The organism is Streptomyces sp. NBC_00234 (genome assembly GCF_036195325.1).
Classification (GTDB): Bacteria; Actinomycetota; Actinomycetes; order Streptomycetales; family Streptomycetaceae; genus Streptomyces.
On record NZ_CP108101.1, the window covers coordinates 2,099,882 to 2,122,326 of the forward strand.

General features: G+C 72.9%; 22 protein-coding genes. 5 read left to right on the forward strand and 17 right to left on the reverse strand.

Going from position 1 to position 22,445, the window contains the following annotated elements; genetic code table 11:
* Positions 1-5: 5 nt before the first annotated feature.
* Positions 6-386, reverse strand: coding sequence for a phosphoribosyl-AMP cyclohydrolase (gene hisI, locus OG230_RS09115; RefSeq protein WP_328909637.1), 381 nt, complete (start codon positions 384-386; stop codon positions 6-8).
* A gap of 85 nt (positions 387-471) precedes the next feature.
* Here hisI and OG230_RS09120 point away from each other — a divergent pair, with 85 nt between their 5' ends.
* Complete coding sequence (locus OG230_RS09120) at positions 472-1,104, forward strand: TIGR03085 family metal-binding protein (protein ID WP_328909638.1); 633 nt, start codon at positions 472-474, stop codon at positions 1,102-1,104.
* Between the two features lie 32 nt (positions 1,105-1,136).
* Here OG230_RS09120 and OG230_RS09125 read toward each other — a convergent pair whose 3' ends face one another.
* From OG230_RS09125 to hisD, 14 genes are all read right to left on the reverse strand, one after another.
* On the reverse strand, positions 1,137-2,402 hold the full coding sequence (locus OG230_RS09125) for an MFS transporter (protein ID WP_328909639.1): 1,266 nt from the start codon (positions 2,400-2,402) through the stop codon (positions 1,137-1,139).
* A gap of 25 nt (positions 2,403-2,427) precedes the next feature.
* Entirely contained in the window at positions 2,428-3,015 is a 588-nt protein-coding gene (locus OG230_RS09130; RefSeq protein ID WP_328909640.1) for a helix-turn-helix domain-containing protein, read from the reverse strand.
* A gap of 73 nt (positions 3,016-3,088) precedes the next feature.
* Entirely contained in the window at positions 3,089-4,663 is a 1,575-nt protein-coding gene (locus OG230_RS09135) for a sodium/solute symporter (protein WP_328909641.1), read from the reverse strand.
* A gap of 247 nt (positions 4,664-4,910) precedes the next feature.
* Positions 4,911-6,248: a PucR family transcriptional regulator gene (locus tag OG230_RS09140; RefSeq protein WP_328909642.1), complete on the reverse strand. Its 1,338-nt coding sequence runs from the start codon at positions 6,246-6,248 to the stop codon at positions 4,911-4,913.
* A 209-nt stretch (positions 6,249-6,457) separates the two neighbouring features.
* Positions 6,458-9,265 carry an AAA family ATPase gene (locus OG230_RS09145; RefSeq protein WP_443051518.1) on the reverse strand — a complete coding sequence of 936 codons (2,808 nt, stop codon included), beginning with the start codon at positions 9,263-9,265 and terminating at the stop codon, positions 6,458-6,460.
* A 187-nt stretch (positions 9,266-9,452) separates the two neighbouring features.
* Positions 9,453-10,379, reverse strand: a complete 927-nt coding sequence (gene bdeA, locus OG230_RS09150) for a bis(hydroxyethyl) terephthalate hydrolase (RefSeq protein WP_328909643.1) — start codon at positions 10,377-10,379, stop codon at positions 9,453-9,455.
* Between the two features lie 200 nt (positions 10,380-10,579).
* Positions 10,580-11,335 carry an imidazole glycerol phosphate synthase subunit HisF gene (gene hisF, locus OG230_RS09155; protein ID WP_328909644.1) on the reverse strand — a complete coding sequence of 252 codons (756 nt, stop codon included), beginning with the start codon at positions 11,333-11,335 and terminating at the stop codon, positions 10,580-10,582.
* On the reverse strand, positions 11,332-11,730 hold the full coding sequence (locus OG230_RS09160; protein ID WP_328909645.1) for a RidA family protein: 399 nt from the start codon (positions 11,728-11,730) through the stop codon (positions 11,332-11,334). Before OG230_RS09160 ends, hisF begins: the two co-directional genes overlap by 4 nt.
* Entirely contained in the window at positions 11,727-12,452 is a 726-nt protein-coding gene (priA, locus tag OG230_RS09165; RefSeq protein ID WP_328909646.1) for a bifunctional 1-(5-phosphoribosyl)-5-((5-phosphoribosylamino)methylideneamino)imidazole-4-carboxamide isomerase/phosphoribosylanthranilate isomerase PriA, read from the reverse strand. The genes OG230_RS09160 and priA overlap by 4 nt, the downstream gene beginning before the upstream one ends.
* Positions 12,452-13,093 carry an imidazole glycerol phosphate synthase subunit HisH gene (hisH, locus tag OG230_RS09170; protein ID WP_328909647.1) on the reverse strand — a complete coding sequence of 214 codons (642 nt, stop codon included), beginning with the start codon at positions 13,091-13,093 and terminating at the stop codon, positions 12,452-12,454. The genes priA and hisH overlap by 1 nt, the downstream gene beginning before the upstream one ends.
* A gap of 9 nt (positions 13,094-13,102) precedes the next feature.
* Positions 13,103-13,270 carry a hypothetical protein gene (locus OG230_RS09175; RefSeq protein ID WP_328909648.1) on the reverse strand — a complete coding sequence of 56 codons (168 nt, stop codon included), beginning with the start codon at positions 13,268-13,270 and terminating at the stop codon, positions 13,103-13,105.
* Positions 13,267-13,863: an imidazoleglycerol-phosphate dehydratase HisB gene (gene hisB, locus OG230_RS09180; RefSeq protein WP_328909649.1), complete on the reverse strand. Its 597-nt coding sequence runs from the start codon at positions 13,861-13,863 to the stop codon at positions 13,267-13,269. Before hisB ends, OG230_RS09175 begins: the two co-directional genes overlap by 4 nt.
* On the reverse strand, positions 13,860-15,002 hold the full coding sequence (locus OG230_RS09185; protein ID WP_328909650.1) for a histidinol-phosphate transaminase: 1,143 nt from the start codon (positions 15,000-15,002) through the stop codon (positions 13,860-13,862). Before OG230_RS09185 ends, hisB begins: the two co-directional genes overlap by 4 nt.
* Positions 14,999-16,348, reverse strand: coding sequence for a histidinol dehydrogenase (gene hisD / locus OG230_RS09190; RefSeq protein WP_328909651.1), 1,350 nt, complete (start codon positions 16,346-16,348; stop codon positions 14,999-15,001). The genes OG230_RS09185 and hisD overlap by 4 nt, the downstream gene beginning before the upstream one ends.
* A 147-nt stretch (positions 16,349-16,495) precedes the next feature.
* Here hisD and OG230_RS09195 point away from each other — a divergent pair, with 147 nt between their 5' ends.
* The 4 genes from OG230_RS09195 to ybaK all read left to right on the forward strand — a co-directional run bounded on the left by OG230_RS09195 (position 16,496) and on the right by ybaK (position 20,651).
* Positions 16,496-18,100 (forward strand): oxidoreductase, encoded by a 1,605-nt coding sequence (locus tag OG230_RS09195; protein ID WP_328909652.1) that lies wholly within the window; start codon positions 16,496-16,498, stop codon positions 18,098-18,100.
* 210 nt (positions 18,101-18,310) lie between these two features.
* Positions 18,311-19,351, forward strand: coding sequence for a hypothetical protein (locus OG230_RS09200; protein WP_328909653.1), 1,041 nt, complete (start codon positions 18,311-18,313; stop codon positions 19,349-19,351).
* Positions 19,352-19,356: 5 nt separating this feature from the next.
* Positions 19,357-20,136, forward strand: coding sequence for an LON peptidase substrate-binding domain-containing protein (locus tag OG230_RS09205; protein ID WP_328909654.1), 780 nt, complete (start codon positions 19,357-19,359; stop codon positions 20,134-20,136).
* A 17-nt stretch (positions 20,137-20,153) separates the two neighbouring features.
* Entirely contained in the window at positions 20,154-20,651 is a 498-nt protein-coding gene (ybaK, locus tag OG230_RS09210) for a Cys-tRNA(Pro) deacylase (RefSeq protein ID WP_328909655.1), read from the forward strand.
* 170 nt (positions 20,652-20,821) lie between these two features.
* On the opposite strand, the gene OG230_RS09215 is transcribed toward ybaK, so the two are convergent.
* Positions 20,822-21,490: an ABC transporter permease gene (locus OG230_RS09215; RefSeq protein ID WP_328909656.1), complete on the reverse strand. Its 669-nt coding sequence runs from the start codon at positions 21,488-21,490 to the stop codon at positions 20,822-20,824.
* Between the two features lie 90 nt (positions 21,491-21,580).
* Positions 21,581-22,390, reverse strand: coding sequence for an ABC transporter permease (locus tag OG230_RS09220; RefSeq protein WP_328911353.1), 810 nt, complete (start codon positions 22,388-22,390; stop codon positions 21,581-21,583).
* Positions 22,391-22,445 lie beyond the last annotated feature (55 nt).

The following is a 22,445-nucleotide window of genomic DNA, read 5'->3' on the forward strand; positions in this document are numbered from 1 at the left end:
TGACCTTACTGGGCGAGAGGGAGGACGTCGGCGTCGAAGCAGGTGCGGTCGCCCGTGTGGCAGGCGGCGCCCGTCTGATCCACCCGGACGAGGACGGTGTCGGCGTCGCAGTCGAGCGCGACGGACTTGACCTGCTGGATGTGGCCGGAGGTGTCGCCCTTCACCCAGTACTCCTGGCGGCTGCGGGACCAGTAGGTGCAGCGGCCCGTGGTGAGGGTGCGGTGCAGGGCCTCGTCGTCCATCCAGCCGAGCATCAGTACCTCGCCCGTGTCGTACTGCTGGGCGATGGCCGGGACCAGTCCGTCGGCGCCGCGCTTGAGGCGGGCGGCGATGGCGGGGTCGAGGCTGCTGGCGGGTGTCGTGCCGGGCGTGGGCGTGCTGGTCATGTGCCCCATTGTGCCGTGATGGGGACGGCCGTCCGGGCGTCCGTCCACTGGGCGGACCACCGGGCCCGGTCGTACCCTGGCAGACATGTCGACCCATGCGAAGCGTGAACGTCTACTGCTCGCCGACCTGTTGGAGGCGGCGGGCCCCGAGGCGATGACTCTGTGCGACGGCTGGAAGACCCGTGACCTGGCCGCCCATGTGGTGGTGCGGGAGCGCCGCCCGGACGCTGCGGGCGGAGTTCTGGTGGGTGCGCTCAAGAACCGGCTGGAACGGGTGCAGGCCGAATACGCGGCGAAGCCGTACGAGGAACTGATCCAGCTCATCCGAACGGGTCCCCCGCGGCTGTCCCCGTTCGGCATCAAGCAGGTGGACGAGGCGGCCAACACCGTCGAGTTCTATGTACACGCCGAGGACGTGCGCCGGGCCCAGCCGGACTGGTCGCCGCGCGAGCTGGACCCGGTCTTCGCCGATGTGCTGTGGTCGCGCATCGAGCGAACGGCCAGGATGCTGGGCCGCCGGTCCCCGGTCGGACTGGTGCTGCGCCGCCCGGACGGCCAGACGGCGGTGGCCCACAAGGGGTCCCCGGTGGTGACGGTCACTGGGGAACCGGGCGAGCTGCTGATGTTCGTGTGCGGGCGTCAGGACACGGCGAAGGTGGGGCTGGAGGGCGACGAGGACATCGTGGCCAGGCTGCAGCTGTCGCAGCTCGGCATGTAGGGCGTACGGGCGGGCTCGCCGGGCTCCCGGTCTCAGTCCGGGAGTTCGGCGCGGCGCAGGACGGTGACGGCCAGGCCGGTGACGCCTCCCGCCGCGCAGAGCGCGGCGCTGGCCACGAAGACGGGTCCGGTGCCCCAGGCGGCCACGGCCGCCCCCGTGACGGGGTAGCTGAGCGGCGAGACCGCGTTGGTGAAGAACGTCGAGACCGAGGTGACCCTGCCCAGGTAGGCAGGCTCGGCGGCGGTCTGGATGAGAGCCGCGCACAGCGAGCCGGCCAGACCGGCGAAGAGGCCGACGAGGACTCCGGTGGCGGTTGCCATGGCAACCGACGGGGCGAAGGCGAGTGCGCCGATCGCGACCGATGCGATCACCACCATGAGGCATCCCACGAGTCCGGCGCGGGGCACCCTCCCCCGTACGGCGAGGAGCAGGGCAGCCGCTCCGGCGCCGGTCCCGAACCCGGCGACGATCCAGCCCATCCCCGACGCGCCCCAGCCACGCTGTTCGGCGAGCAGGATGAGCCCGAGGTTGAGGGGGCCGACGAAGCCGAGTTCACTGATGGCGACGACGAGCAGCAGCGCGCCGAGCAGCCGGTTGCGGCGGATGTGGCGCAGCCCGTCGGCCAGCTCCTGCCAGACCGTGGCGGGCGGCCGTGAGGCGGCGTCTTCGGGCTCGGGGCCGCTCTCTTCCTGCAGCGGGCGGATGCGTACGGCGATGAGCAGCGGGAGCGAGAGCGCGAAGAGCACCCCGGCTGCCGCGAACCCGAGCCGGGGGCCACCGAGAGCGATAGCCGCGCCGCCGAGCGGGGCCCCGACGACGTTGGCCGCACGGGCGGCGAGTCCGCGCAGGCCCTGGATGCGGGCCAGTTGCCCCGGGACACTGATCCTCGGCGGCAGAGCGCCGACAGCGGGCAGGAAGAGGGCGTCGACCGCGCCGAAGACGAGTGCGACGACGATCAGCATCCACAGTGCGGGCGAGGTGAAGAGCAGTGCGCCGGCGAGGCCGAGGACGACGAGGGAGCGGGCTGCGTCGCTGCCGATGACGAGGCGGCGGGGTCCGAACCGGTCGGCGAGCACTCCCCCGCCGAGCATCAGGACCGCCCTGGGTAAGGAACCGAGCGCGAGCACGAGTCCGGTCTGGGCGGCGCTTCCGGTACGGGTGGCGGCCCAGGCGAGCGCCATGAAGTAGACGCTGTCGCCGATCATCGAAGCGGTGTACGCGCCGAGCCAGCGCAGCACGTTGCCGTCGCGGTGGGCGGGGCGTTCGATGGTCCGGGCGGGCGCGATTATGCCGGTCACGAGGTGTCCTCTCTCGGGTGCGGGCTCAGGTGCGGAACGGGAATCCGTACAGATGGAGAGCCACGTTCTCCCGGCCCTCCGCGTCGCCCTCCGCATCCCGGGAGCGGCCCAACTCCTCGTAACGGTCGATCACTTCCTGCATCTCGCGGGTGAGAGCGGCCAGCTCGTCGGCAGTGAGCCTGGTCAGGTATTCGGAGCTGGAGGCGGCGCTGCGCCACTCCGGGGACCAACTCTGACGCGCGTCGAGGTAGCCGCGGTAGAGCTCGATGTGCTGATCGAACGCGAGCCGACCGACGGCGGCGTGGGTGGCGGCCTTCTCCGGCGCGTCGCTGAAGTCCTCGTCGTAGAACTTCAGCCCCTTCGACGCGGGCTGCCACCAGCGCTCGCGGCCGTCGTTCCCCTCCCCCTCGGCCGGCTCGATCAGACCGTGGTCCGCGAGCTTGCGCAGGTGGTAACTGACCAGCGAGACCGCCTCGTCGACCTGCTCGGCCAGTTGCGAGGCGGTCGCGCGGCGGGTGATGAACAGCGCGCGGTAGAGCTTCATCCGCAGCGGGTGCCCGAACGCCTTGAGCGTGTCGATGTCCGAGACACGGCGGGATTCCTTGCTTGCCATGCCCCCCAGCGTAGACAGGAAGGAAAATTTGCACAATATTTATTGCGCAAGTTTTGTTGCGCGATGTTCGGCGTCAGCGCGCCGCCGCCTCCCAGCGGTGCCGCGGGGCGACCGGATCGGGTCTCCGTGAGCCCAGCAGCCCGAGCAGGAACCCGGCGGGGATCGTGAGCAGTCCCGGAGTCTGGAGCGGGAACCAGTGGAAGTCCCGGTCCGGGAAGAGGGCGACGGGGGTCCCGGAGACGGCGGGTGACAGCGTCATCAGGACGAGGATCAGCGGCAGCGTCCCGTAGACGATCCAGCGCACGCCGCGGGCGGTGAATCCCGGCCGGAAGAGGGCGTACAGCAGTACGGGCGGCAGGATCGAGGCCGCTGCGGCGAAGGAGAGCGACAGCAGCACCTGCGGGTTGCGGTCCTGGGTGTACGCGGACACCAGGACGCCGAGTGCGCCGATCGCGACGACGGTCCAGCGGGCCCCTCGGATCTCCCTGCGGGACGCCTTCCCGGCGCCCTGCGCACCGGACCGCACCGCGAAGTCACGGGCGAGGGACGAGGCGGCGGCCAGGGTGATGCCGGCGACGGCGGCGAGCGTGGTGGCGAAGGCGGCACAGGCGACGAGGGCGAACAGCGGGCTGTGCCGGGGCCCTTCGGCGCCCGGGTCGAGTGCGCCGGTGACGAGCAGCAGGGAGGTGTTGCCGGCCGGGTCGGCGGCGCGCAGGACGCCCTGGCCGAGCAGGGCCGAGGCGCCGAGCCCGACGACGACGATCCCTGCGCACAGGAGGGCGACCGGGCCCACGGACCAGACGGCGGCACGGCGCGCGGTGTAGGCGTCGCGCAGGGGATACAGCCGCATCATGATGTGCGGCATGCAGGCGGCGCCGAGGACGAGCGTGCACTGGAAGCCGATGAGATCGAGGCTGCCGGCGAGCCCGTGGCCGAACTGGAGCCCCGGGCGGGCGTACGCGCCGCCCTGTTCGCTGCCGTTCCGTGCGGCCTCGAAGAGGGCGAACGGGGACCAGCCGTACCGGGCGAGGACGAGCCCGGCGAGGAGGGTGACGGCGGCCAGGACGACGCCCACCTTCAGGATCTGGATGTAGCCGGTGCCGCGCATGCCGCCGAACGCCGAGTAGCAGATCATCAGGGCGCCGCTGGCGACGGTGCAGCCGGTGAGCGCGCCGTCGGGCAGCCCGAACATCGCGGTCATGACGTGCCCGGCCGTGGTGAGCTGCACGAGCAGGAGCGGCACGAGGACGACGAGGGTGGTGACGCCCAGGGCCCGGCGCACGGAGCGGTCCCCGAGCCGGTCGGCGAGGAAGTCGCCGAGGGTGAACACGCCTTTGCGGCGCATCCGTTCGGCGAGTACCCGCATGACGAGGACCAGGGAGGCGACGGTGGCGAGGGCGAACAGCACTCCGTCGAATCCGGCGAGCGCGACGGAGCCGGTCGTGGAGAGCAGGGTGGCGGCGGAGATGTAGTCCCCGGCGATGGCGAGCCCGCCGCCCACGGGGCCGAGGGCCGCGCCGCCGCCCGCGTAGAAGTGCTCCGGATCGTCCTGGTCGGCGGCGGCCAGTCCGCACAGGAGCAGGGAGACGGCGACGAATCCGAGAAAGATGACCACGGCGAGGGACCGGGCGTCGTACGCACCGCTCATCGGTGGGCCTCCGGCGCCGGAGGTGCTGGTGTGGATGAAGACATAGCCGTTACGGCACCAGCCGGCCCGCACGGGGTACAGCGGCCGACGCCGGGCGGGGGCGCGGGGACAGGATGCCGGGGGGAGGTCTGTGCGCGGGCACATGCGGGTGGCGGTACGGCGGTCGGGGCGCCCGCGGGCGGCGGGGCAAGCCCGGTTGGCGGTCGAGTACCTGAGGGGGCCGGGGGCGGAGCTCCGCCCCCGGCCCTCAGGCTCCGAGCAGGCGGCGGGCCGCCAGGGCCAGGGACACTTCCACCGCGTCGGACGGGCGGGTCAGGCACCGGCCCGTCAGCTGCTCGAAGCGCCGCAGCCGGTTGAGCACCGTGTTGCGGTGGCAGTACAGCCGCGCCCCCGCACGCTGCGCCGACCCGTCGGAGTCCAGCCAGGCGGTGAGCGTCTCGATCAGTACGTCGCGGTCCGCCGGGTCGAGGCGGTCGAGCGGCCCCAGCACCCGGTCGGCGAGCGCCCTGCCGAGGCCCGGGGACGAGACGACGAGCGCGGTCGGCAGATGCTCGTCGAGCAGGACGACACCGCCCGACGAGGGGCAGGCCCGCAGGGCGGTCTCGGCGAGCCGGCGGGCGTCACCGAGGGCGGCGAGACCGCCGACCACGGAGCTGATGCCGATACGGGTGCCCGGCGCCGCGGTCAACTCCGCCGCGATCGAGGCGAGTTCCTCCTCGCCGGCCGGGGCCGCGCCCTCGACCTCCGGCTGGCCGTGGTCGCCGGCCTCCGGGGCGGCGGGCCCCGGAGCCAGCGCCAGGATCGCGAACTCCGCTTCCTGGCCCGGGTGCCAGAGCACGTCCGTGCCGGCGGGCAGCCCCACGGGCTGCTCGCCCGCGCCGTGCGGGGCGCGGCGTGCGGCAGCGACGGCGAGCACCGCGTACCGGCCGTCCACCGGCATCCCCAGCATCGCCGCTGCGTCCGCCAGATCCGCGATCCGGGCCGTGCCGTCGAGCAGCGCGGCCGTCATCAGGCGCTGCTGGTTCTCGCGCCGCCAGACCAGACGGCGTTCGGCCTGCCGGTAGGCGTCCGCCACCACACCGCAGTGTTCGTCGACGAAGTTCCAGACGTCGGCCGCGACATGGACGAGCAGCCGGATGTCCTCGGGATTGCGGCGGGCGGTCTCGTCGACGAGGTCCTGCCAGACCATCGCACCGCCCATCCGGAAGGCGTGCAGCACCGCGTCGAGCGGCACGCCCTGCTTGGCGCGGGCCTCGCCGATCCACCGGGAGGTCCGGTGGGCGGCCTCCCGGAACTCGCGGGGCTGGATCAGGGAGCCGACGTTGTGCCGCAGCGAGTGGTGCACCTCCTGCCACACCTCGGCCGGTTCGTTCTCGATGGCCGTGCGGTACGCCGGTTCCTGTTCCCGCAGCGCCTCGACGAGCCGGTCCGTGAGCTCCGGGAGCCCGGCGATCAGCACCCGGGCGGCCCGGTGCAGTGCGGCGATGGCCTCGCGGTCGGCCAGCGAACGGAAGCGGTGCGGCAACGGCGCTACGGGGGGCGGTCCGTGCAGCGCCCTGATCCGTGAACGTACGACCTGTGGCATGGCGGCCTCCACCGGGAATCGGCCGGCTCGTGGACAGACCGGCTCCGGTGCACCCGGCCCGGCCTTGGGCACGAGCACACCGAATGATCCTGACGCCCGCAGAATGGCATACCGCCCAGTCGGTACCTAGGGGTCTGCGGAGTTCTTATCATCACGGTCCTGCAACCTCCCGGACACATGCGCGTGCCGGGGACCCGACTTCGCCCCGGCTATGCGCGGCCCAGCAGCCTCGCGAGCTCGGTGCGGGACCTGACGCCCAGGGCGGCGAAGACGTTGCGCAGATGGTGGTCGACCGTGCGGGGGCTCACCGAGAGACGTACCGCCACCTCCCGGTTCGTGGCCCCCTCCGAGACGTACCGGGCGATCCGCTGCTGCTGCGGGGTGAGCCCGGCCAGCGGCTCGGGGCCGGTCGCCTCCGGTACGTCCACCGCCTCCCCGGCCGCACGGAGTTCTCCGGCGGCACGGTCCGCCCAGGCGCGGGCCGAGCACCGTTCGAACGCGACCAGGGCGTCGCGCAGGGGGCCCCGGGCCGCACGGGTCTGCCGGCGGCGCCGCAGCCACTGGCCGTGGAGGAGCTGGGTACGGGCGCGTTCGAAGTCGCCGCCCGCCCGGTCGTGGTGGGCCATCGCCTCCTCGTAACGGGCGGCGGCCTCCTCCGGGGGCGCCAGCAGGGCGCGGCAGCGGGCGAGCTGGGCGGGGGCCTGCGGGTCGGTGGTGCGCTCGGTCCAGAGCGCGAACTCCTCGACGGCCGCGGCGAGGGCGTCCGGCGATTCGTCCGCACGGCCCGAGAGCACCGCCGCCTCGACGTAGCACGGCACGGCCAGCATCCGGGTGGCGAAGTGGCCGGTCCGGGGCCCCGGGCCGACCAGGGGAGCGAGCCGGGCCGCCGCTTCGCCCGGCCGCCCGGCGGCCAGGTCGGCGCGGGCGACGGCCCACGTCGCGAGGGTCGCCGCCTGGACCAGGCCGTGGGGCCCGGCGCCGGCCAGCGCGGCGTCGCAGTGGGCGGCGCACGCCTCGGCGGGGCCCTCCACCGAGGCGGCGAGGGCCAGTACGGCGTGCAGATGCGCGGAGGCGTTGGGCTGCCCGGTGCGGCGGGCGGCGTGCAGGCCCTCCAGGGCGTGCGCCCGGGCCCTGGCGTGGCGGCCGGACCGCAGTTCCGCGTAGGCGAGGTGTTCCAGTGCCTGCGGCAGCAGTGCCTCGGGCCCGCGCGTGCGGACGGCGGCGAGGGTGCGGGCACCGGCCCGGCACGCCTCCTCGACCTCGCCCAGCACCAGGGCCGAGACCCCGGCCCGCAGGAGGGCGGCCGGGTCCTCGGTGGCTTCGGCGGCGTCGAGGCAGACCTGGAGGAGGGCGTGGCCCTCGGCGGTACGTCCGCCGAGCACGGCGCACATCCCGGCACGGTAGTGCGCCACGGCCCGGTCGGGCGGGGCGTCGGGAATCCTGTTCATGGCGTCCAGGTAGGCGGCGGCGTCCCCCATCGCCCAGGCCGCTTCGGCGGCGCCGAGCAGGGCGTCGAGGGTGCGGCGCGGGTCGTGCGCGGCGAGCAGCGCGGCCGAGGCGATGAGGGCTTCGCGGGCGTCGGCGGCCGGCCCGTCGCGCAGGGCGAGCATCCCGCGTACGTAGGCGGCGAGGCTGCCGGCGGGAAGGGTGCCGCTCCCGCGGGCCGCGCCGTACGGGGAGGGGCGGCCGGCCGCCGCGCCCGCGTCGGTGCGGGCCAGCAAGGCGCGGGCGCGGGCCGAGTCGCCCGCGAGCCGGGCGTGTTCGGCCGCGGCGGCGAACCGTGCGGCGCGCAGTGTCTCGTCGGTGGAGAGTGTGGCGGCCCGGGCGAGTGCGGCGGACCGTTCGGCGTGCGGGCGGGGCGCGACGGCCGCCGCGGCGAGTTGTCCGGCGAGTGCCGCGTCGGGGCCGGGCGCGGCGCAGGCCCGCTGGACGAGCGGGGCCAGCGGTGACGCACAGGGGCCGGCCAGCAGGGTGGCAAGCAGTTCGTGCACGGCACGGCGTCCGGCCGGCGGTGCGCGGTGCAGGACGGCCCGGCGCAGCAGGGGGTGACTGAAGTGCAGGCGGCTGCCCGTCCGTTGGAGGACGCCGGCGATCCCGGCGGGGCCCAGCAGAACGTGGTCGAGGAAGCCGGTGGCGAGTCCGGCCCCGGCGCCCGCCCGCATCAGCAGCGCGGCGTCCGCCCCCGCGCCTTCGGGTTCGTGTTCCTCCGCCGCCGCGGCCAGCAGGAGGAGGGTCCGGGTGTCGGGTGCGAGGGCGTCGAGGTGGGCCGCGTGGGCGTCGAGGACGCCTTCGCCACCGGGCAGCGGATAGGGCAGCGCGGTGCGCCCGGCCAGCTGGTCGGGGGTGAGGCGGCCGGCGAGTCCGGCGAGCAGGCGCGGGTTGCCCGCCGCTTCCCGCAGCAGTTCGCTCCGTACGACCGGGTCGACGCCTCCGGCCCCGTCGGTGAGCCGGTCGAGCAGCGCCGCCGCGGCGTCGTCGTCGAGCGGGCCGAGCCGGAGTGCCGGCAGCCCGGCGAAACTGGCCTCGTCCTCGGCACCGATGACGACGGCGACCCGGCTGCCCGCACCGAGCCTGCGGGCCGCGAAGCCGAGCGCGGCACGCGAGTCGGGGTCCCAGGCGTGCGCGTCGTCGACGCAGACCAGCAGCGGCCGTTGGGCGCCGAGGCCCCTCAGGAGGGCGAGCAGGCTCCCCGGGGTGATGCCCGAACGCAGCACCTGGTCGGCCTGGGCGGGAAGGACACCGGGGGCCGAGCAGAGCAGGGCGTGCAGTCCGCTGTAGGGCAGCCGTTGCTCGACGGGCTCCCCCGTCGCGTACAGCACCGGTCCCTGCTCGCGTGCGCGGTGGGTCTCGGCCGTCCGCCGCAGCAGCGAGGTACGGCCGAGGCCGGGCGGTGCGGTCAGTACGAGCGCACCGCCGTCACCCGCCCGAAGTCTGCCCAACAGGCTTTCCAGAATGGCGAGTTCACCGCTGCGGCCGTACAGCCGGAGCGGACTGTGCACGGTCGTGGATGAGGTCACGCCGTCACGTTACTTCCGCGTAAACAACCTCGGAAGGTGCGCATCCGGATGCTCCGCCGGGACGGCCGCGTGCGGGGCACGCTCCCAACCGGATGCGGCGGGCGCTGTGCCACCGCACAGCGCCCGCCGCATCAGGCATACGAACGGGCCGGACCGGGGGGCACCGGTCCGGCCCGTCTCCCGTCCGCTAGGAGGTGTGGGGGCAGTTGCCCCGGTACTCGGCGATCGTCAGACTCGCCTGCGGCAGCGGGCAGAGGAACTGCTCGTACCGGGTGTCGTTGTCGATGAACCGCTTCAGCCACGAAATGCTGTACTTCGCGATCGTGGTGTTGGAGGAGTTCGGCGTGAAGTGCGTGGCGCCGCGCAGCTCCAGATACGCCTTGTCCAGGGTGCTGGGCAGCGAGTTGTAGAACGGCTCGGAGTGCGTGGCGACCGGTGCGACGGTGTCACCGTCCGATCCGACCACCAGGGTGGGCGTCCGCACCTCGGGCCAGGTCTTGTCGGTGTTCCAGCCGGTCAGCGGGATCGCCGCCTTCAGCGAGGGACGGTCCTTGGCGGCTTCCAGGGTGCCGCCACCGCCCATGGAGTGGCCCATCACGCCGAGGCGCGAGCTGTCGATCCGGCTGCGGACCGAGCTCTGGTTCGTCAGGTAGTCGAGTGCGGCCAGGAGTTGGTCGCCACGGCTGTCCGGCTGGTCCAGCGTCGTGTTGGTGTCGATGGTGAAGACGACGAAGCCCTGGGAGGCGAGCCGCGGGCCGAGCCAGGCCATGCTGGACTGGTAGGCGGTGAAGCCGGGTGCGACGGCGATCGCGCCGAAGGTGCCGTCCGCGGTGGACGTCGGGTAGTAGATGGTGCCGCCGCCGAAGCCGCCCACCAGCGAGGAGACGGAGGTCTCCGACACGGCGTACGAGCCGCGGAGCGCCTCGATGCTCGAAACGGTCGGCGCGGGACCGCGCTGGTAGGGGTTGTCGGCGGCCTGGGCGCCGGGGACCAGCGCGGTGAACAGACCTGCGGTGGCGGCGGCGGCCAGCAGGGTCCTGAACGTGCGGGTGCGGCCCTGGGTCGTCCGGTGACCGCGCGGGGAGGTACCGCCGAAGGGGAGGAGCTGGTGCACGAGGGGGGTCCTCTCGGTCGTGGCGGAACCACACCGTGATGGGGACCGAGAGCCTCGCCCAAGGCTCTCGGGGTACACCGCGTGGCTGCCGCCGTTGTTCGTTGGCGGTCGCCACTCTCGCGGTGCACCCCGTGCGCGCACATCGGCGAGATCACCGGTCTTCGCGACCGGGTCCCGCCCGCCCCGTCCGGGGCGAGACCTCAGCGGACCGGGTGACCGGCTTCCCGCAGAGCGTCCTTGACCTCGGAGATCCGCAGGTCACCGAAGTGGAAGACGGACGCGGCGAGCACCGCGTCGGCGCCCGCTTCGATGGCCGGAGCGAAGTCCGCGAGGCGGCCGGCGCCACCGGAGGCGATGACGGGGACCGTGACGTGCGCGCGTACGGCCGCGATCATCTCGGTGTCGTAGCCGTCCTTCGTGCCGTCGGCGTCCATCGAGTTGAGCAGGATCTCGCCCGCACCGAGCTCGGCGGCCCGGTGCGCCCACTCGACGGCGTCGATGCCGGTGCCCTTGCGGCCACCGTGCGTCGTCACCTCGAAGGTCCCCGCGGGGGTGCGCCGGGCGTCGACCGAGAGCACGAGGACCTGGCGCCCGAAGCGTTCGGCGATCTCGCGGATCAGGTCGGGCCGGGCGATGGCCGCGGTGTTGACGCCGACCTTGTCGGCCCCGGCGCGCAGCAGCTTGTCGACGTCGTCGGGGGTGCGGACACCGCCGCCGACCGTGAGCGGGATGAAGACCTGCTCGGCGGTGCGGCGCACCACGTCGTACGTCGTCTCCCGGTCACCGCTGGACGCGGTGATGTCGAGGAAGGTCAGCTCGTCGGCGCCCTCGGCGTCGTACAGCTTCGCCATCTCCACCGGGTCACCGGCGTCCCGCAGGTTCTGGAAGTTGACGCCCTTGACGACCCGGCCGTTGTCGACGTCCAGGCACGGAATGACTCGGACCGCGAGGCTCACTTCGCACCTGCCCGGAATGCCTCGACCTCGACCTCGACGACCAGGCTCGGGTCGACGAACCCGGACACGATGATCATCGAGGCGGCGGGCCGTACGTCGTCGAACAGTTCCTTGTGGGCACGGCCCACGTCCTCGACGTCCCGGGCGTGCGTGATGTACATCCGGGTGCGGACGACGTCCTCGCGGCCGAGGCCGGCCTGCTCCAGCGCCTCGAAGGCCACGTTGAAGGAGGCGACGGTCTGCTCGTACGGGCTGCCCGCCGAGATCTGGCCCTTGACCACCGAGGTGCAGCCGCTGACCAGGACGAGGCCGCCCGGCAGCTCCACGGCACGGGAGTAGCCGAACTTCTCCTCCCAGGGGGCGCCGGAGGAGATACGGCGTACGGCGTCCGTCATGCGGAGACCGCCTTGAGCGCCTCTTCCAGCGTGAACGCCTTCGCGTAGAGGGCCTTGCCGACGATCGCGCCCTCGACGCCTTCCGCGACGAGCGAGGAGATCGCCCGCAGGTCGTCCAGCGAGGAGACGCCCCCGGAGGCGACGACGGGCTTGTCGGTGGCGGCGCAGACGTTCTTCAGGAGCTCCAGGTTGGGGCCCTGGAGCGTGCCGTCCTTGGCGATGTCGGTGACGACGTAGCGGGCGCAGCCCTCGGAGTCGAGGCGGGCGAGCGTCTCGTAGAGGTCTCCGCCGTCACGGGTCCAGCCGCGACCGCGCAGGGTGGTGCCGCGGACGTCGAGGCCGACGGCGATCTTGTCGCCGTGCTCGGCGATCACCTTGGCGACCCACTCCGGGGTCTCCAGGGCGGCGGTGCCGAGGTTGACGCGAGTGCAGCCGGTGGCGAGGGCCGCGGCGAGCGAGGCGTCGTCGCGGATGCCTCCGGAGAGCTCCACCTTGATGTCCATGGAGCGGGCGACCTCGGCGATCTGCGCCCGGTTGTCACCGGTGCCGAAGGCGGCGTCCAGGTCCACCAGGTGCAGCCACTCGGCGCCCGCCTGCTGCCAGGTGAGGGCGGCCTGCAGGGGGTCACCGTACGAGGTCTCGGAGCCGGACTCGCCGTGGACGAGGCGGACGGCCTGGCCGTCGCGGACATCGACGGCGGGGAGCAGTTCAAGCTTCGGCATTACAGCGTCTCGATCCAGTTGGTCAGCAGCTGGGCGCCGGCATCGCCGGACTTCTCGGGGTGGAACTGGGTGGCCCACAGCGCGCCGTTCTCCACGGCCGCCACGAAGCGTTCGCCGTGCGTGGACCAGGTCACCCTGGGGGCACGGATCTTGGCGTTGGTGACTTCGAGGGACCAGTCGTGCGCCGCGTACGAGTGCACGAAGTAGTAGCGGGCCTCGGGGTCCATACCTGCGAAGAGCTGGGAGTCCGCGGGAGCGTCCACGGTGTTCCAGCCCATGTGCGGGACGACGTCGGCGCGGAGCGGGCCGACGGTGCCGGGCCACTCGTCCAGGCCCTCCGTCTCCACGCCGTGCTCGATGCCGCGCTCGAACAGGATCTGCATGCCGACGCAGATGCCCATGACGGGGCGTCCGCCGGCCAGCCTGCGGCCGATGATCCATTCGCCGCGGGCCTTCTTCAGGCCCTCCATGCAGGCGGAGAACGCTCCGACGCCGGGCACCAGCAGCCCGTCGGCGTTCATCGCCGTGTCGAAGTCGCGGGTGATCTCGACGTCCGCGCCGACGTGGGCGAGGGCCCGCTCGGCGGAACGCACGTTGCCGAAGCCGTAGTCGAAGACGACGACCTTCTTCTTGTCACTCACAGACGTCCCTCAGTCCCAGAGTCCCTGAATCCGCAGAATGCCCGCGAGCAGGCACATCGCGGAGCCGATCCCGAGCAGGACGACGACGCCCTTGGGCATGCCCTGCTTCCAGAAGGAATAGACACCGCCGGCCAGGAAGAGGCCGACGATGATCAGAATGGTATTGAGCCCGGTCACAGCGCGCCCTTCGTGGAAGGAAGGATTCCGGCGGCGCGCGTGTCGCGCTCGGAGGCGTAGCGCAGGGCGCGGGCGAGCGCCTTGAACTGGCACTCCACGATGTGGTGGGCGTTGCGCCCGTACGGCACGTGGACGTGCAGGGCGATCTGCGCCTGGGCGACGAAGGACTCCAGGATGTGCCGGGTCATCGTCGTGTCGTACTCGCCGATCATCGGCGCCATCTTCTCGGGCTCGGTGTGCACCAGGTACGGGCGGCCGGAGAGGTCGACGGTGACCTGGGCGAGCGACTCGTCCAGGGGGACGGTGCAGTTGCCGAAGCGGTAGATGCCGACCTTGTCGCCGAGGGCCTGCTTGAAGGCGGCGCCGAGCGCGAGGGCGGTGTCCTCGATGGTGTGGTGCGAGTCGATGTGCAGGTCGCCGTCGGTCTTGACCGTGAGGTCGAAGAGGCCGTGGCGGCCGAGCTGGTCGAGCATGTGGTCGTAGAAGCCGACCCCCGTCGACACATCGACTTTGCCGGTGCCGTCGAGGTTGATCTCGACGAGCACGGACGTTTCCTTCGTGGTGCGTTCCACGCGTCCTACGCGGGGGTTCATGCCTCGTGCTCCTTCTTGGCGTTCTCAGTGACAAGCGTGCGCACCGCATCGAGGAACGCGTCGTTCTCGTCCGGGGTTCCTGCGGAGACCCGCAGCCATCCCGGTACACCGTTGTCCCGGACCAGGACGCCCCGGTCGAGGATCTGCCGCCAGGCGGTGTGGCTGTCGGCGAAGCGGCCGAACTGGACGAAGTTGGCGTCCGAGTCGGTCACGTCGAAGCCGAGGGCGCGCAGCTCGTCGACGATCCGGTCGCGCTCGCTCTTGAGCTGCGCGACGTACCCGAGCAGCGTATCGGTGTGTTCCAGGGCGGCGAGTGCGGTGGCCTGGGTGATGGAGGACAAGTGGTACGGCAGCCGCACCAGCTGTACGGCGTCGACGACGGCCGGGTCCGCGGCGAGGTAGCCGAGGCGCAGTCCGGCGGCGCCGAACGCCTTCGACATGGTGCGCGAGAGCACCAGGTGCGGGCGGCCCTCGATCAGCGGGAGCAGCGAGGGGTGGTGGCTGAACTCGCCGTACGCCTCGTCGACGACGACCATCGACGGCTTGGCCGCCTGTGCCGCCTCGTACAGGTCGAGGACGGTCTCGGCGTCGACGGCGGTGCCGGTGGGGTTGTTGGGCGAGGTGATGAAGACGACGTCGGGCCGCTGCTCGGCGATGACCTTGCGGGCCGCCGCGACGTCGATGGTGAAGTCCTCGTTGCGCGGCCCGGAGATCCACCCCGTGCCGGTGCCGCGCGAGATGAGCGCGTGCATCGAGTACGAGGGTTCGAAACCGATCGCCGTGCGCCCCGGGCCGCCGAAGGTCTGGAGGAGCTGCTGGAGCACCTCGTTGGACCCGTTGGCCGCCCAGACGTTGGCGCAGCCGACCTCGTGTCCGGCGGTGCGGGTGAGGTAGCGGGCGAGCTCGGTACGGAGCTCGACGGCGTCCCGGTCGGGGTAGCGGTTGAGGTCGCGGGCGGCTTCGCGGACCCGCTCGGCGATCCGGTCGACCAGCGCCTCGGGGAGCGGGTACGGATTCTCGTTGGTGTTCAGGCGTACGGGTACGTCGAGCTGCGGCGCCCCGTAGGGGGACTGGCCCCGGAGCTCCTCGCGGATGGGGAGCGCGTCCCAGGGATTGCGGGTGGTGCTGTCGTTCGTCACGCCTGCGGAACCTTCCAGCCACGGTGTTCGTCGAGTTCGCCTTCGGCGAAACGTGCCTTGAGCGCCGCGCCGTGCGCGGGGAGGTCCTCGGCCTCGGCGAGGGTCACCACGTGGTGCGTGACCTCGGCGAGCGCGTCGCGCGTGTAGTCGACGATGTGGATGCCGCGCAGGAAGGACTGCACGGAGAGGCCCGAGGAGTGGCAGGCGCAGCCGCCGGTGGGCAGGACGTGGTTGGAGCCCGCGCAGTAGTCCCCGAGGGAGACCGGCGACCACGGGCCGACGAAGACCGCTCCGGCGTTGCGGACCCGGTCCGCGAGGGCGGCGGCGTCCGCGGTCTGGATCTCCAGGTGCTCGGCGGCGTAGGCGTCGACGACCTTGAGACCGTCCTCCAGGTCGTTGACCAGGACGATCGCGGACTGACGGCCGGCCAGGGCGGGCTCGATCCGGTCCGTGACGTGCTTGGTCGCCGCGATCTGCGGCTTCAGCTCGGCCTCGGTGGCGGCGGCCAGTTCCTCGGAGTCGGTGACGAGGACCGCCGCGGCCATGGGGTCGTGCTCGGCCTGGCTGATCAGGTCGGCGGCGACGTGCACCGGGTCGGCGGTCGCGTCGGCGAGGATCGCGATCTCCGTCGGGCCGGCTTCGGCGTCGATGCCGATGCGGCCCTTGAGGAGGCGCTTGGCCGCGGCGACGTAGATGTTGCCGGGGCCGGTGACCAGGTTCACGGGCAGGCAGTCGGCCGTCCCGTACGCGAACATCGCGACGGCCTGGGCGCCGCCCGCCGCGTACACCTCTCGGACGCCGAGCAGGGCGCAGGCGGCGAGGATGGTGGGGTGCGGCAGTCCGCCGAACTCCTTCTGCGGCGGCGAGGAGACGGCGATGCCTTCGACGCCCGCCTCCTGGGCCGGTACGACGTTCATGACGACGGACGAGGGGTAGACGGAGCGCCCGCCCGGTACGTACAGACCGACGCGCTCGACGGGCACCCACTTCTCGGTGACCGTGCCGCCCGGGACGACCTGGGTGGTGTGCGTGGTGCGGCGCTGCGCGCGGTGGACGAGGCGGGCGCGGCGGATCGACTCCTCCAGCGCGGCGCGTACGGCGGGGTCGAGCTGCTCCAGCGCCTCGTCGAGGGCGGCGGCCGGGACCCGGATCGAGTCGAGGCGTACGCCGTCGAATTTCTCCCCCCACTCGATCACTGCCGCTGAGCCGCGATGGCGTACGTCCTCGCAGATGGGCCGCACCGTTTCCAGGGCGGCTTCCACGTCGAACTCGGCACGGGGCAGCAGGTCGCGCAGGTCGCCGCCCTCGGGGAGGGCATTGCCGCGCAGATCGATTCGAGAGATCACACCGCAATTCTCTCAGACCGCTTCCGGCGCCCGGACGCCCGTATCACTGGCTGATACATGCCCCGGCTGTCACTGCTGACTACTAGCGTTCACGCCGTCACACAGGGGGAAGAACATGTGTACGGCATCTGCACAGAGGGGACGGCAGTGACCGAGCCGCAGGATGGCGATATCCCGGACGGCCTCAGCGCAGCGGAGCTGGGCATGTGGCAGTCCTTCCGGAACGGCACCACCTACGACCTGCGCACCCGCGACCCGGTGCGCGACGATCCGTTCGCGGCGCACATCTGGGGACCCGAGCGGAGTGTCGGCGCCCGGACGGTGGCCAGGCTGCTGCTGAGCGGGCCGCAGGCACGGCACGGCCGGGTGGCGGCGCTGAAGCTCCGGGGCGTACGGATCACGGGGCGGCTGGACCTGGCGGGCGGGCGCGTCTCCCCGTACGTCGAGCTGACGGGCTGCCGTTTCGAGCAGGAGGTGGTGCTGCCCGAGTGCCACTTCACGACCCTGCGGATGGTCGGCTGCTCGATTCCGCGGCTGGAGGCGGCCCGGCTGCACACCGAGGGCGATCTCCATCTGCCGCGCTGCCGGATCGAGGGAGGTATCCGGCTCACGGACGCCCAGATCGGGACGGACCTGCTGATCAACCAGATCAGCATCGGCCCCGACCGGCGGGGCCGCGCCCTGACCGCCGACGGTCTCGCGGTGGCCCAGGACCTGCAGGCCGAGATGGTCGAGACACGCGGCGAGCTGAGCCTGCGCGGCGCGAAGGTCGGCGGCTCACTCAGCCTGCGCGGCAGCAGACTGCGGGGCACGGAGGGGCGGCGGGCGCTCAACGCCCCGCAGCTGACCGTCGAACGCACGCTGTACATGACCGAGGCATGGGTGAGCGTCGACACCGGGAACCAGGGCACCACTCCCCCGTACGGCATCACGCGCTCCTCGGCCACGCCGGCGCGCGGCACCCGCTCCCAGGTCTTCGAGTGCCGGGGCGGGGTGCGGCTCGACGACGGCAGGTTCGGGGACGCGGTGGACCTGCACAAGGCGCGGTTCGTGCTGGCCCGGCACGAGGAGCTGTCGCTGCGCAGGATCGTCACCCCGGAGCTCCGGTTCAACGCGGAGCGCCCGGAGGAGGGCCGGGTCGTGCTGAACGGGGCGAAGGTCGTCACGCTGATCGACGTGTCGAGCAGCTGGCCGGGCCCGGGCGGCCTGGCGATGGGCGGCTTTGTCTACGAGAACCTCGTCCCGTACGGGCACTTCCCGCTCTCCCGGAGGCTGGAGTGGGTGCTCGCGGCGACTCCGGAGTACGTCCCCGAGCCGTACGAGCGGCTCGCCACCGTGCTGCGCGGCTGCGGCGAGGACGCGGACGCCCGCGAGGTGCTGCTCGCCAAGCAGCGCCGGCGCCGGGAGACGCTGCCGCCCGCCGCAAGGCTGTGGGGGTACCTCCAGGACTGGACGGTGGCGTACGGCTACCGGCCGGGGCGGGCGGCCGTGTGGATGGCCGTGCTGTGGGCGGCGGGCGCGGTGGCGTTCTCCCGCTACGACCCCGAGGCGATCAAGCAGGACGAGCATCCGGAGTGGAACGCCGCCCTGTACGCGCTCGATCTGCTGGTGCCGGTGATCAACCTCGGGCAGGACGGTTACTGGCGACTGGAGGGCGGCTGGCAGTGGGTCGGGGCGGCTCTCGTCCTGCTGGGCTGGATACTGGCCACGACGGTCGCGGCCGGCGCCTCACGGCTGCTGCGCCGCGGATGACGGCCCGAAGCCGCCGGACACCGCAACGGCCTTTGCCACAGGGGCTGTCCGCGTTCCGGACGGGGGGCGGGAACGGGCAACCGAAGGGCGGTTTCAAGCCAGAATCCGATATTTCCTTTGCCTTTTCTTGACCCTCGTCAGGGCAACCCTCCGACTCGGCACAGAAGCTTCACCTCACCCCTCTGGCGCGCCCCTCACCAGCGCTTTTCAATGGTCTGCACCATGTCATTCCTTCGCGCTCTGCTCAGCACCACGCGCATGATCCGGCACAGCCCCGAGCTGTCCGCCGGACTGCCCGCGGATGACGCTGTGCTGCTCGACGCACCCGACGAACGGCTCTCCCCCGCCCTGGTGGCCGCCGCCCTCGGTGCGTACGAACCCGCCGCCGAACTCCTCGCCGCCACCAGGGAGGGCGCCGAGTGGGAGACCCGCGACCGGTGCCTCGCCCGCCTCGTCACCTTCGCGCACAGCCGCGACGGCTGGCTCGCCGACTGGCTGACCGCCGCCCCGCGCGACCCGGACGCACTGCTCGTCAAGGCCGGCCTCGCCGTCCACCGCGCCTGGGAGTCGCCCGCCCGCGCCGAGCGGCTGCGCGAGGTGGGTCCGCTCATCTCGGCGGCGGCCGAGGCCCAGCCGGGCGACCCGGTGCCCTGGCGGCTCGCCCTGGACCACGCCCGCGGTACGCATGCCACGCACACCGCCTTCGAGGCCCTGTGGGAGCAGGCCATACGGCGGTCCCCGCACCACTACGGCTGCCACGTCGCGGCGCTCCAGTACCTCTCCGCCGCCTGGTACGGCTCGCACCGCGAGTGCTTCGACTTCGCCGAGCAGGCGGCCGAGGACGCCCTGCCCGACTCCCTGGTGCAGGCGTTGCCGGTACGGGCGGCGTTCGCCCTGCTGCTCGACTCGAAGCTCGCGGCACGGACCAACCCGGTGCAGGTGGACCGGATCGACGCCGCGGCCGATCTCGCGATCACGCTCTCCGGTGCGTACCGGCCCGGCGACCCCTGGCCGGCCGAGGTGCGCAACCTCCTGGCGTACGTCCTCGTCGTACGCGGGCGCTGGGACGAGGCGCTGGAACAGTTCCGGCTGATCGGACCGCAGGCGACCTCGTTCCCGTGGTCCTCGGTGTCCGACGATCCGCTCGGTCAGTTCCTCGACGCGAGGGACGGCGCACGGCTCCAGGTGGCCTCCCTGACCCCCTTGCGCAACCGGGACGGCCGCAGCCGCCCGCGCGGCCATTACGCTTGACCGTTGTGACCACCGCTCGCCTCCCCCTCTTCCCGCTCAACGCGGTGCTGTTCCCCGGCCTGGTGCTGCCGCTCAACGTCTTCGAGGCGCGTTATCGCGCCATGATGCGCGAGTTGCTGCAGACCGACGAGGACGAACCGCGCCGCTTCGTCGTGGTCGCGATCCGCGACGGCCGCGAGATCGCTCCGACCTCCACCGGGATGCCGGACAGCCTCGCCGCCGCCGTCCCCGTCGACCGCGCACCGGCCGACGGCTTCGGCCCCGACCCGATCCAGTCCTTCCACCGGGTCGGCTGCGTCGCGGACGCCGCGAAGATCCGTGAGCGCGCCGACGGGAGCTTCGAGATCCTGGCCACCGGCACGGTCCGGGTCAAGCTGCTCTCCGTCGACGCGAGCGGCCCCTATCTGACCGCCGAGGTCGAAGAGCTGAGCGAGGAACCGGAGGCCGACGATGCCTCCGGGACCGGCGGGGCCGACGAGGCCGGCGCGCTCGCCGAGGGCGTCCTGCGCGCCTTCCGCAGCTACCAGAAGCGGCTCGCGGGGGCCAGCGAACGTTCACTGACCACCGGGGCCGACCTTCCTGACGACCCGTCGGTGGTCTCGTACCTGGTGGCCGCCGCGGCCGTACTCGACATCCCGTCGAAGCAGCGTCTGCTCCAGGCCCCGGACACCGCGACGCGCCTGCGCGAGGAGCTGGCCCTCCTGCGGCAGGAGACCGCGGTCATCCGGCATCTCCCGTCGCTGCCCGCGGTGGAACTGACCCGGGCTCCCACGCACCCCAACTGACCCGAGGACCTGGCCCTGTGGCGAAGAAGCCGAAGAAGCAGCAGGGCGGCACCCCGGCCACGGTCGCCCTGACCGCGGCGGGCACCGCCTTCACCGTCCACGCCTACGAGCACGATCCGTCCTCCCCGTCCTACGGCGAGGAGGCGGCCGAGGCCCTCGGCGTCTCCCCCGACCGGGTGTTCAAGACGCTGGTCGCCGACGTGGACGGCGAACTGACCGTGGCGGTCGTCCCGGTGGCCGGCTCCCTGGACCTGAAGGCACTGGCATCGGCGGTCGGCGGCAAGCGGGCCACGATGGCGGACCCGGTGGCCGCGGAGCGCACGACGGGCTACGTACGCGGCGGAATCTCCCCCCTGGGCCAACGCAAGCGCCTGCGCACGGTGCTGGACGCCTCGGCACGGACCCACCCGACCATCTGCGTCTCGGCGGGCCGCCGCGGCCTGGAGGTCGAACTGACGGCCACGGACCTGGCCTCACTGACGAACGCGGTCTTCGCCCCGATCGGCCGGGACTGACGCCGGGGGACCTCATCTCTTCAGCCCGTCCGGCGTTTGAGGACCGGGGCCTGGGCGGAGCCCCGGTTCGGGAAGGGGCGGGCAGGGGCACAAGCCCGCCGCAGGCGCCCCGCACCCCGCACCCACCCACCGCGGGCTACGGGCTACGGGCTACAAGCCAAAACTACGGACTACGACTGCCCGGCCCCCGGCAAGGACGCTCCCCCGTCCGGCACCGCAGACCCCTCCCACTCCGGCTCCGGCTCCGGATCCCGCGGCGCGAACAACGCCGTCAGCCCCAGATGCACCAGCATCGCCACGATCGGCCACGCCAGCACGACCCCCACCGCGTTCAGCTTCAGCGGCGCGTCGAAGACGACCCCCTTGCCGACCTCCTTGGCCCGCGCGACCACGTCCGAGGACGGTCCGAACCAGACCCCGATGCCCCAGGCCAGCAGCGAACCGAGCAGCCCGCCGAGCGCGAGCCCGGACACCAGCAGAATGCCCCCGAGGCGCCGGTAGAGGAACACCGCGAGGGCGGACACGATCCCGAAGCCGAGCGCCAGCAGCACGAACGTGCCGTCCGCCCCGATGGCCTCCTCGCCCTCGCTGTCCTTCAGGAAGACCGCGGTGTCGTCGGAGATCAGCGGCACCCGGGGCGCCAGCCACAGCCAGAGCAGCCCGAGCACCACGCCCGCCGCCGTCAGCACCGCGGTGATCACGGCGGCCTGCCGCAGCTCCGCGGACAGGTCCTTGCCGTACACCGGCTCGTGGCCGGGTGAGGGGTGCGACCCCGACGGCGGCTTCTGCCACGGATCGTTGGACGAGGGCTGGTGCGGCGGCGTCAGAGGTGCGGTCACCGTGCCATCGTGCCAGGTGACCCTGTGCGGCGCCTCACCGGACCGATTACGCCCCGGCAACGCGCCGCCGGCGCCGTACCCCGGCACCCGCTAGCGGACCGCCGCCCGCCGGTACGCCCACGTCGCCACGGCCAGCGACAGCACGCCCACCACGGCGCACACCGCGAGATCCAGAGCGATGACCGGCCAGTCGGGATGCGCGTCGAAGGACCGCGCGAGCGCCTCCACGCCGTACGTCGAGGGCAGCAGGTCGCGCGCCCACCCGACCGGCCCGGGCAGCCGGTCGGCCGGCAGCACGCCCAGCAGCAGGGCCGCGGACATGCCCAGCTGCCCGAGCAGCGTCGCGAGTTCCTGACGCGGCGCCAGCAGCCCCAGCGCCGCCCCGAGACCGGCCAGCGCGGCCCCGGAGAGCGGGACCACGGCGACGAGCACCCACAGGTGCGTCATCGGGAGCTGGAAGAGCACACTGCCGGTGACGGCCGTGACGACCGTGCCGGGCACGGTGAAGGACGCGTACGCCCCGGCCGCCCCCAGCACCACCGCGGCCGGCGGTACGGGCAGCGTGGCGTAGTGGTCGAGTCCGCCACTGGCCCGCAGCTGGCCGAAGTACTGGGCGAGCAGGTTCAGCGCGACGAAGGCCACGACCAGCACGCTGGACCCGGCGACGACGGCCCGAGCCTCGGAACCCCCGTCGACGACCCCGCGCATCAGGACCATGATCCCGACGGACTGGAAGGTCGCCACGAACAACAGCGGGATCCGGGCGACCCGGGCCCGCGAGAGCTGGGCGCGGTACACGGCGGCGAGCGCGGGCAGCAGCCCGGCCCGCGGGGCCAGCGGTGCCGGCGCCCCGGCGGAGGCGTCGGGCGGGCCTGCCGCGGCACCGAACCGTCCGGCCACCGCCCCCGCTTCCGCCCCCGGCTCCGTCGCCGCCTCCGCGCGCACGATGCTCGTC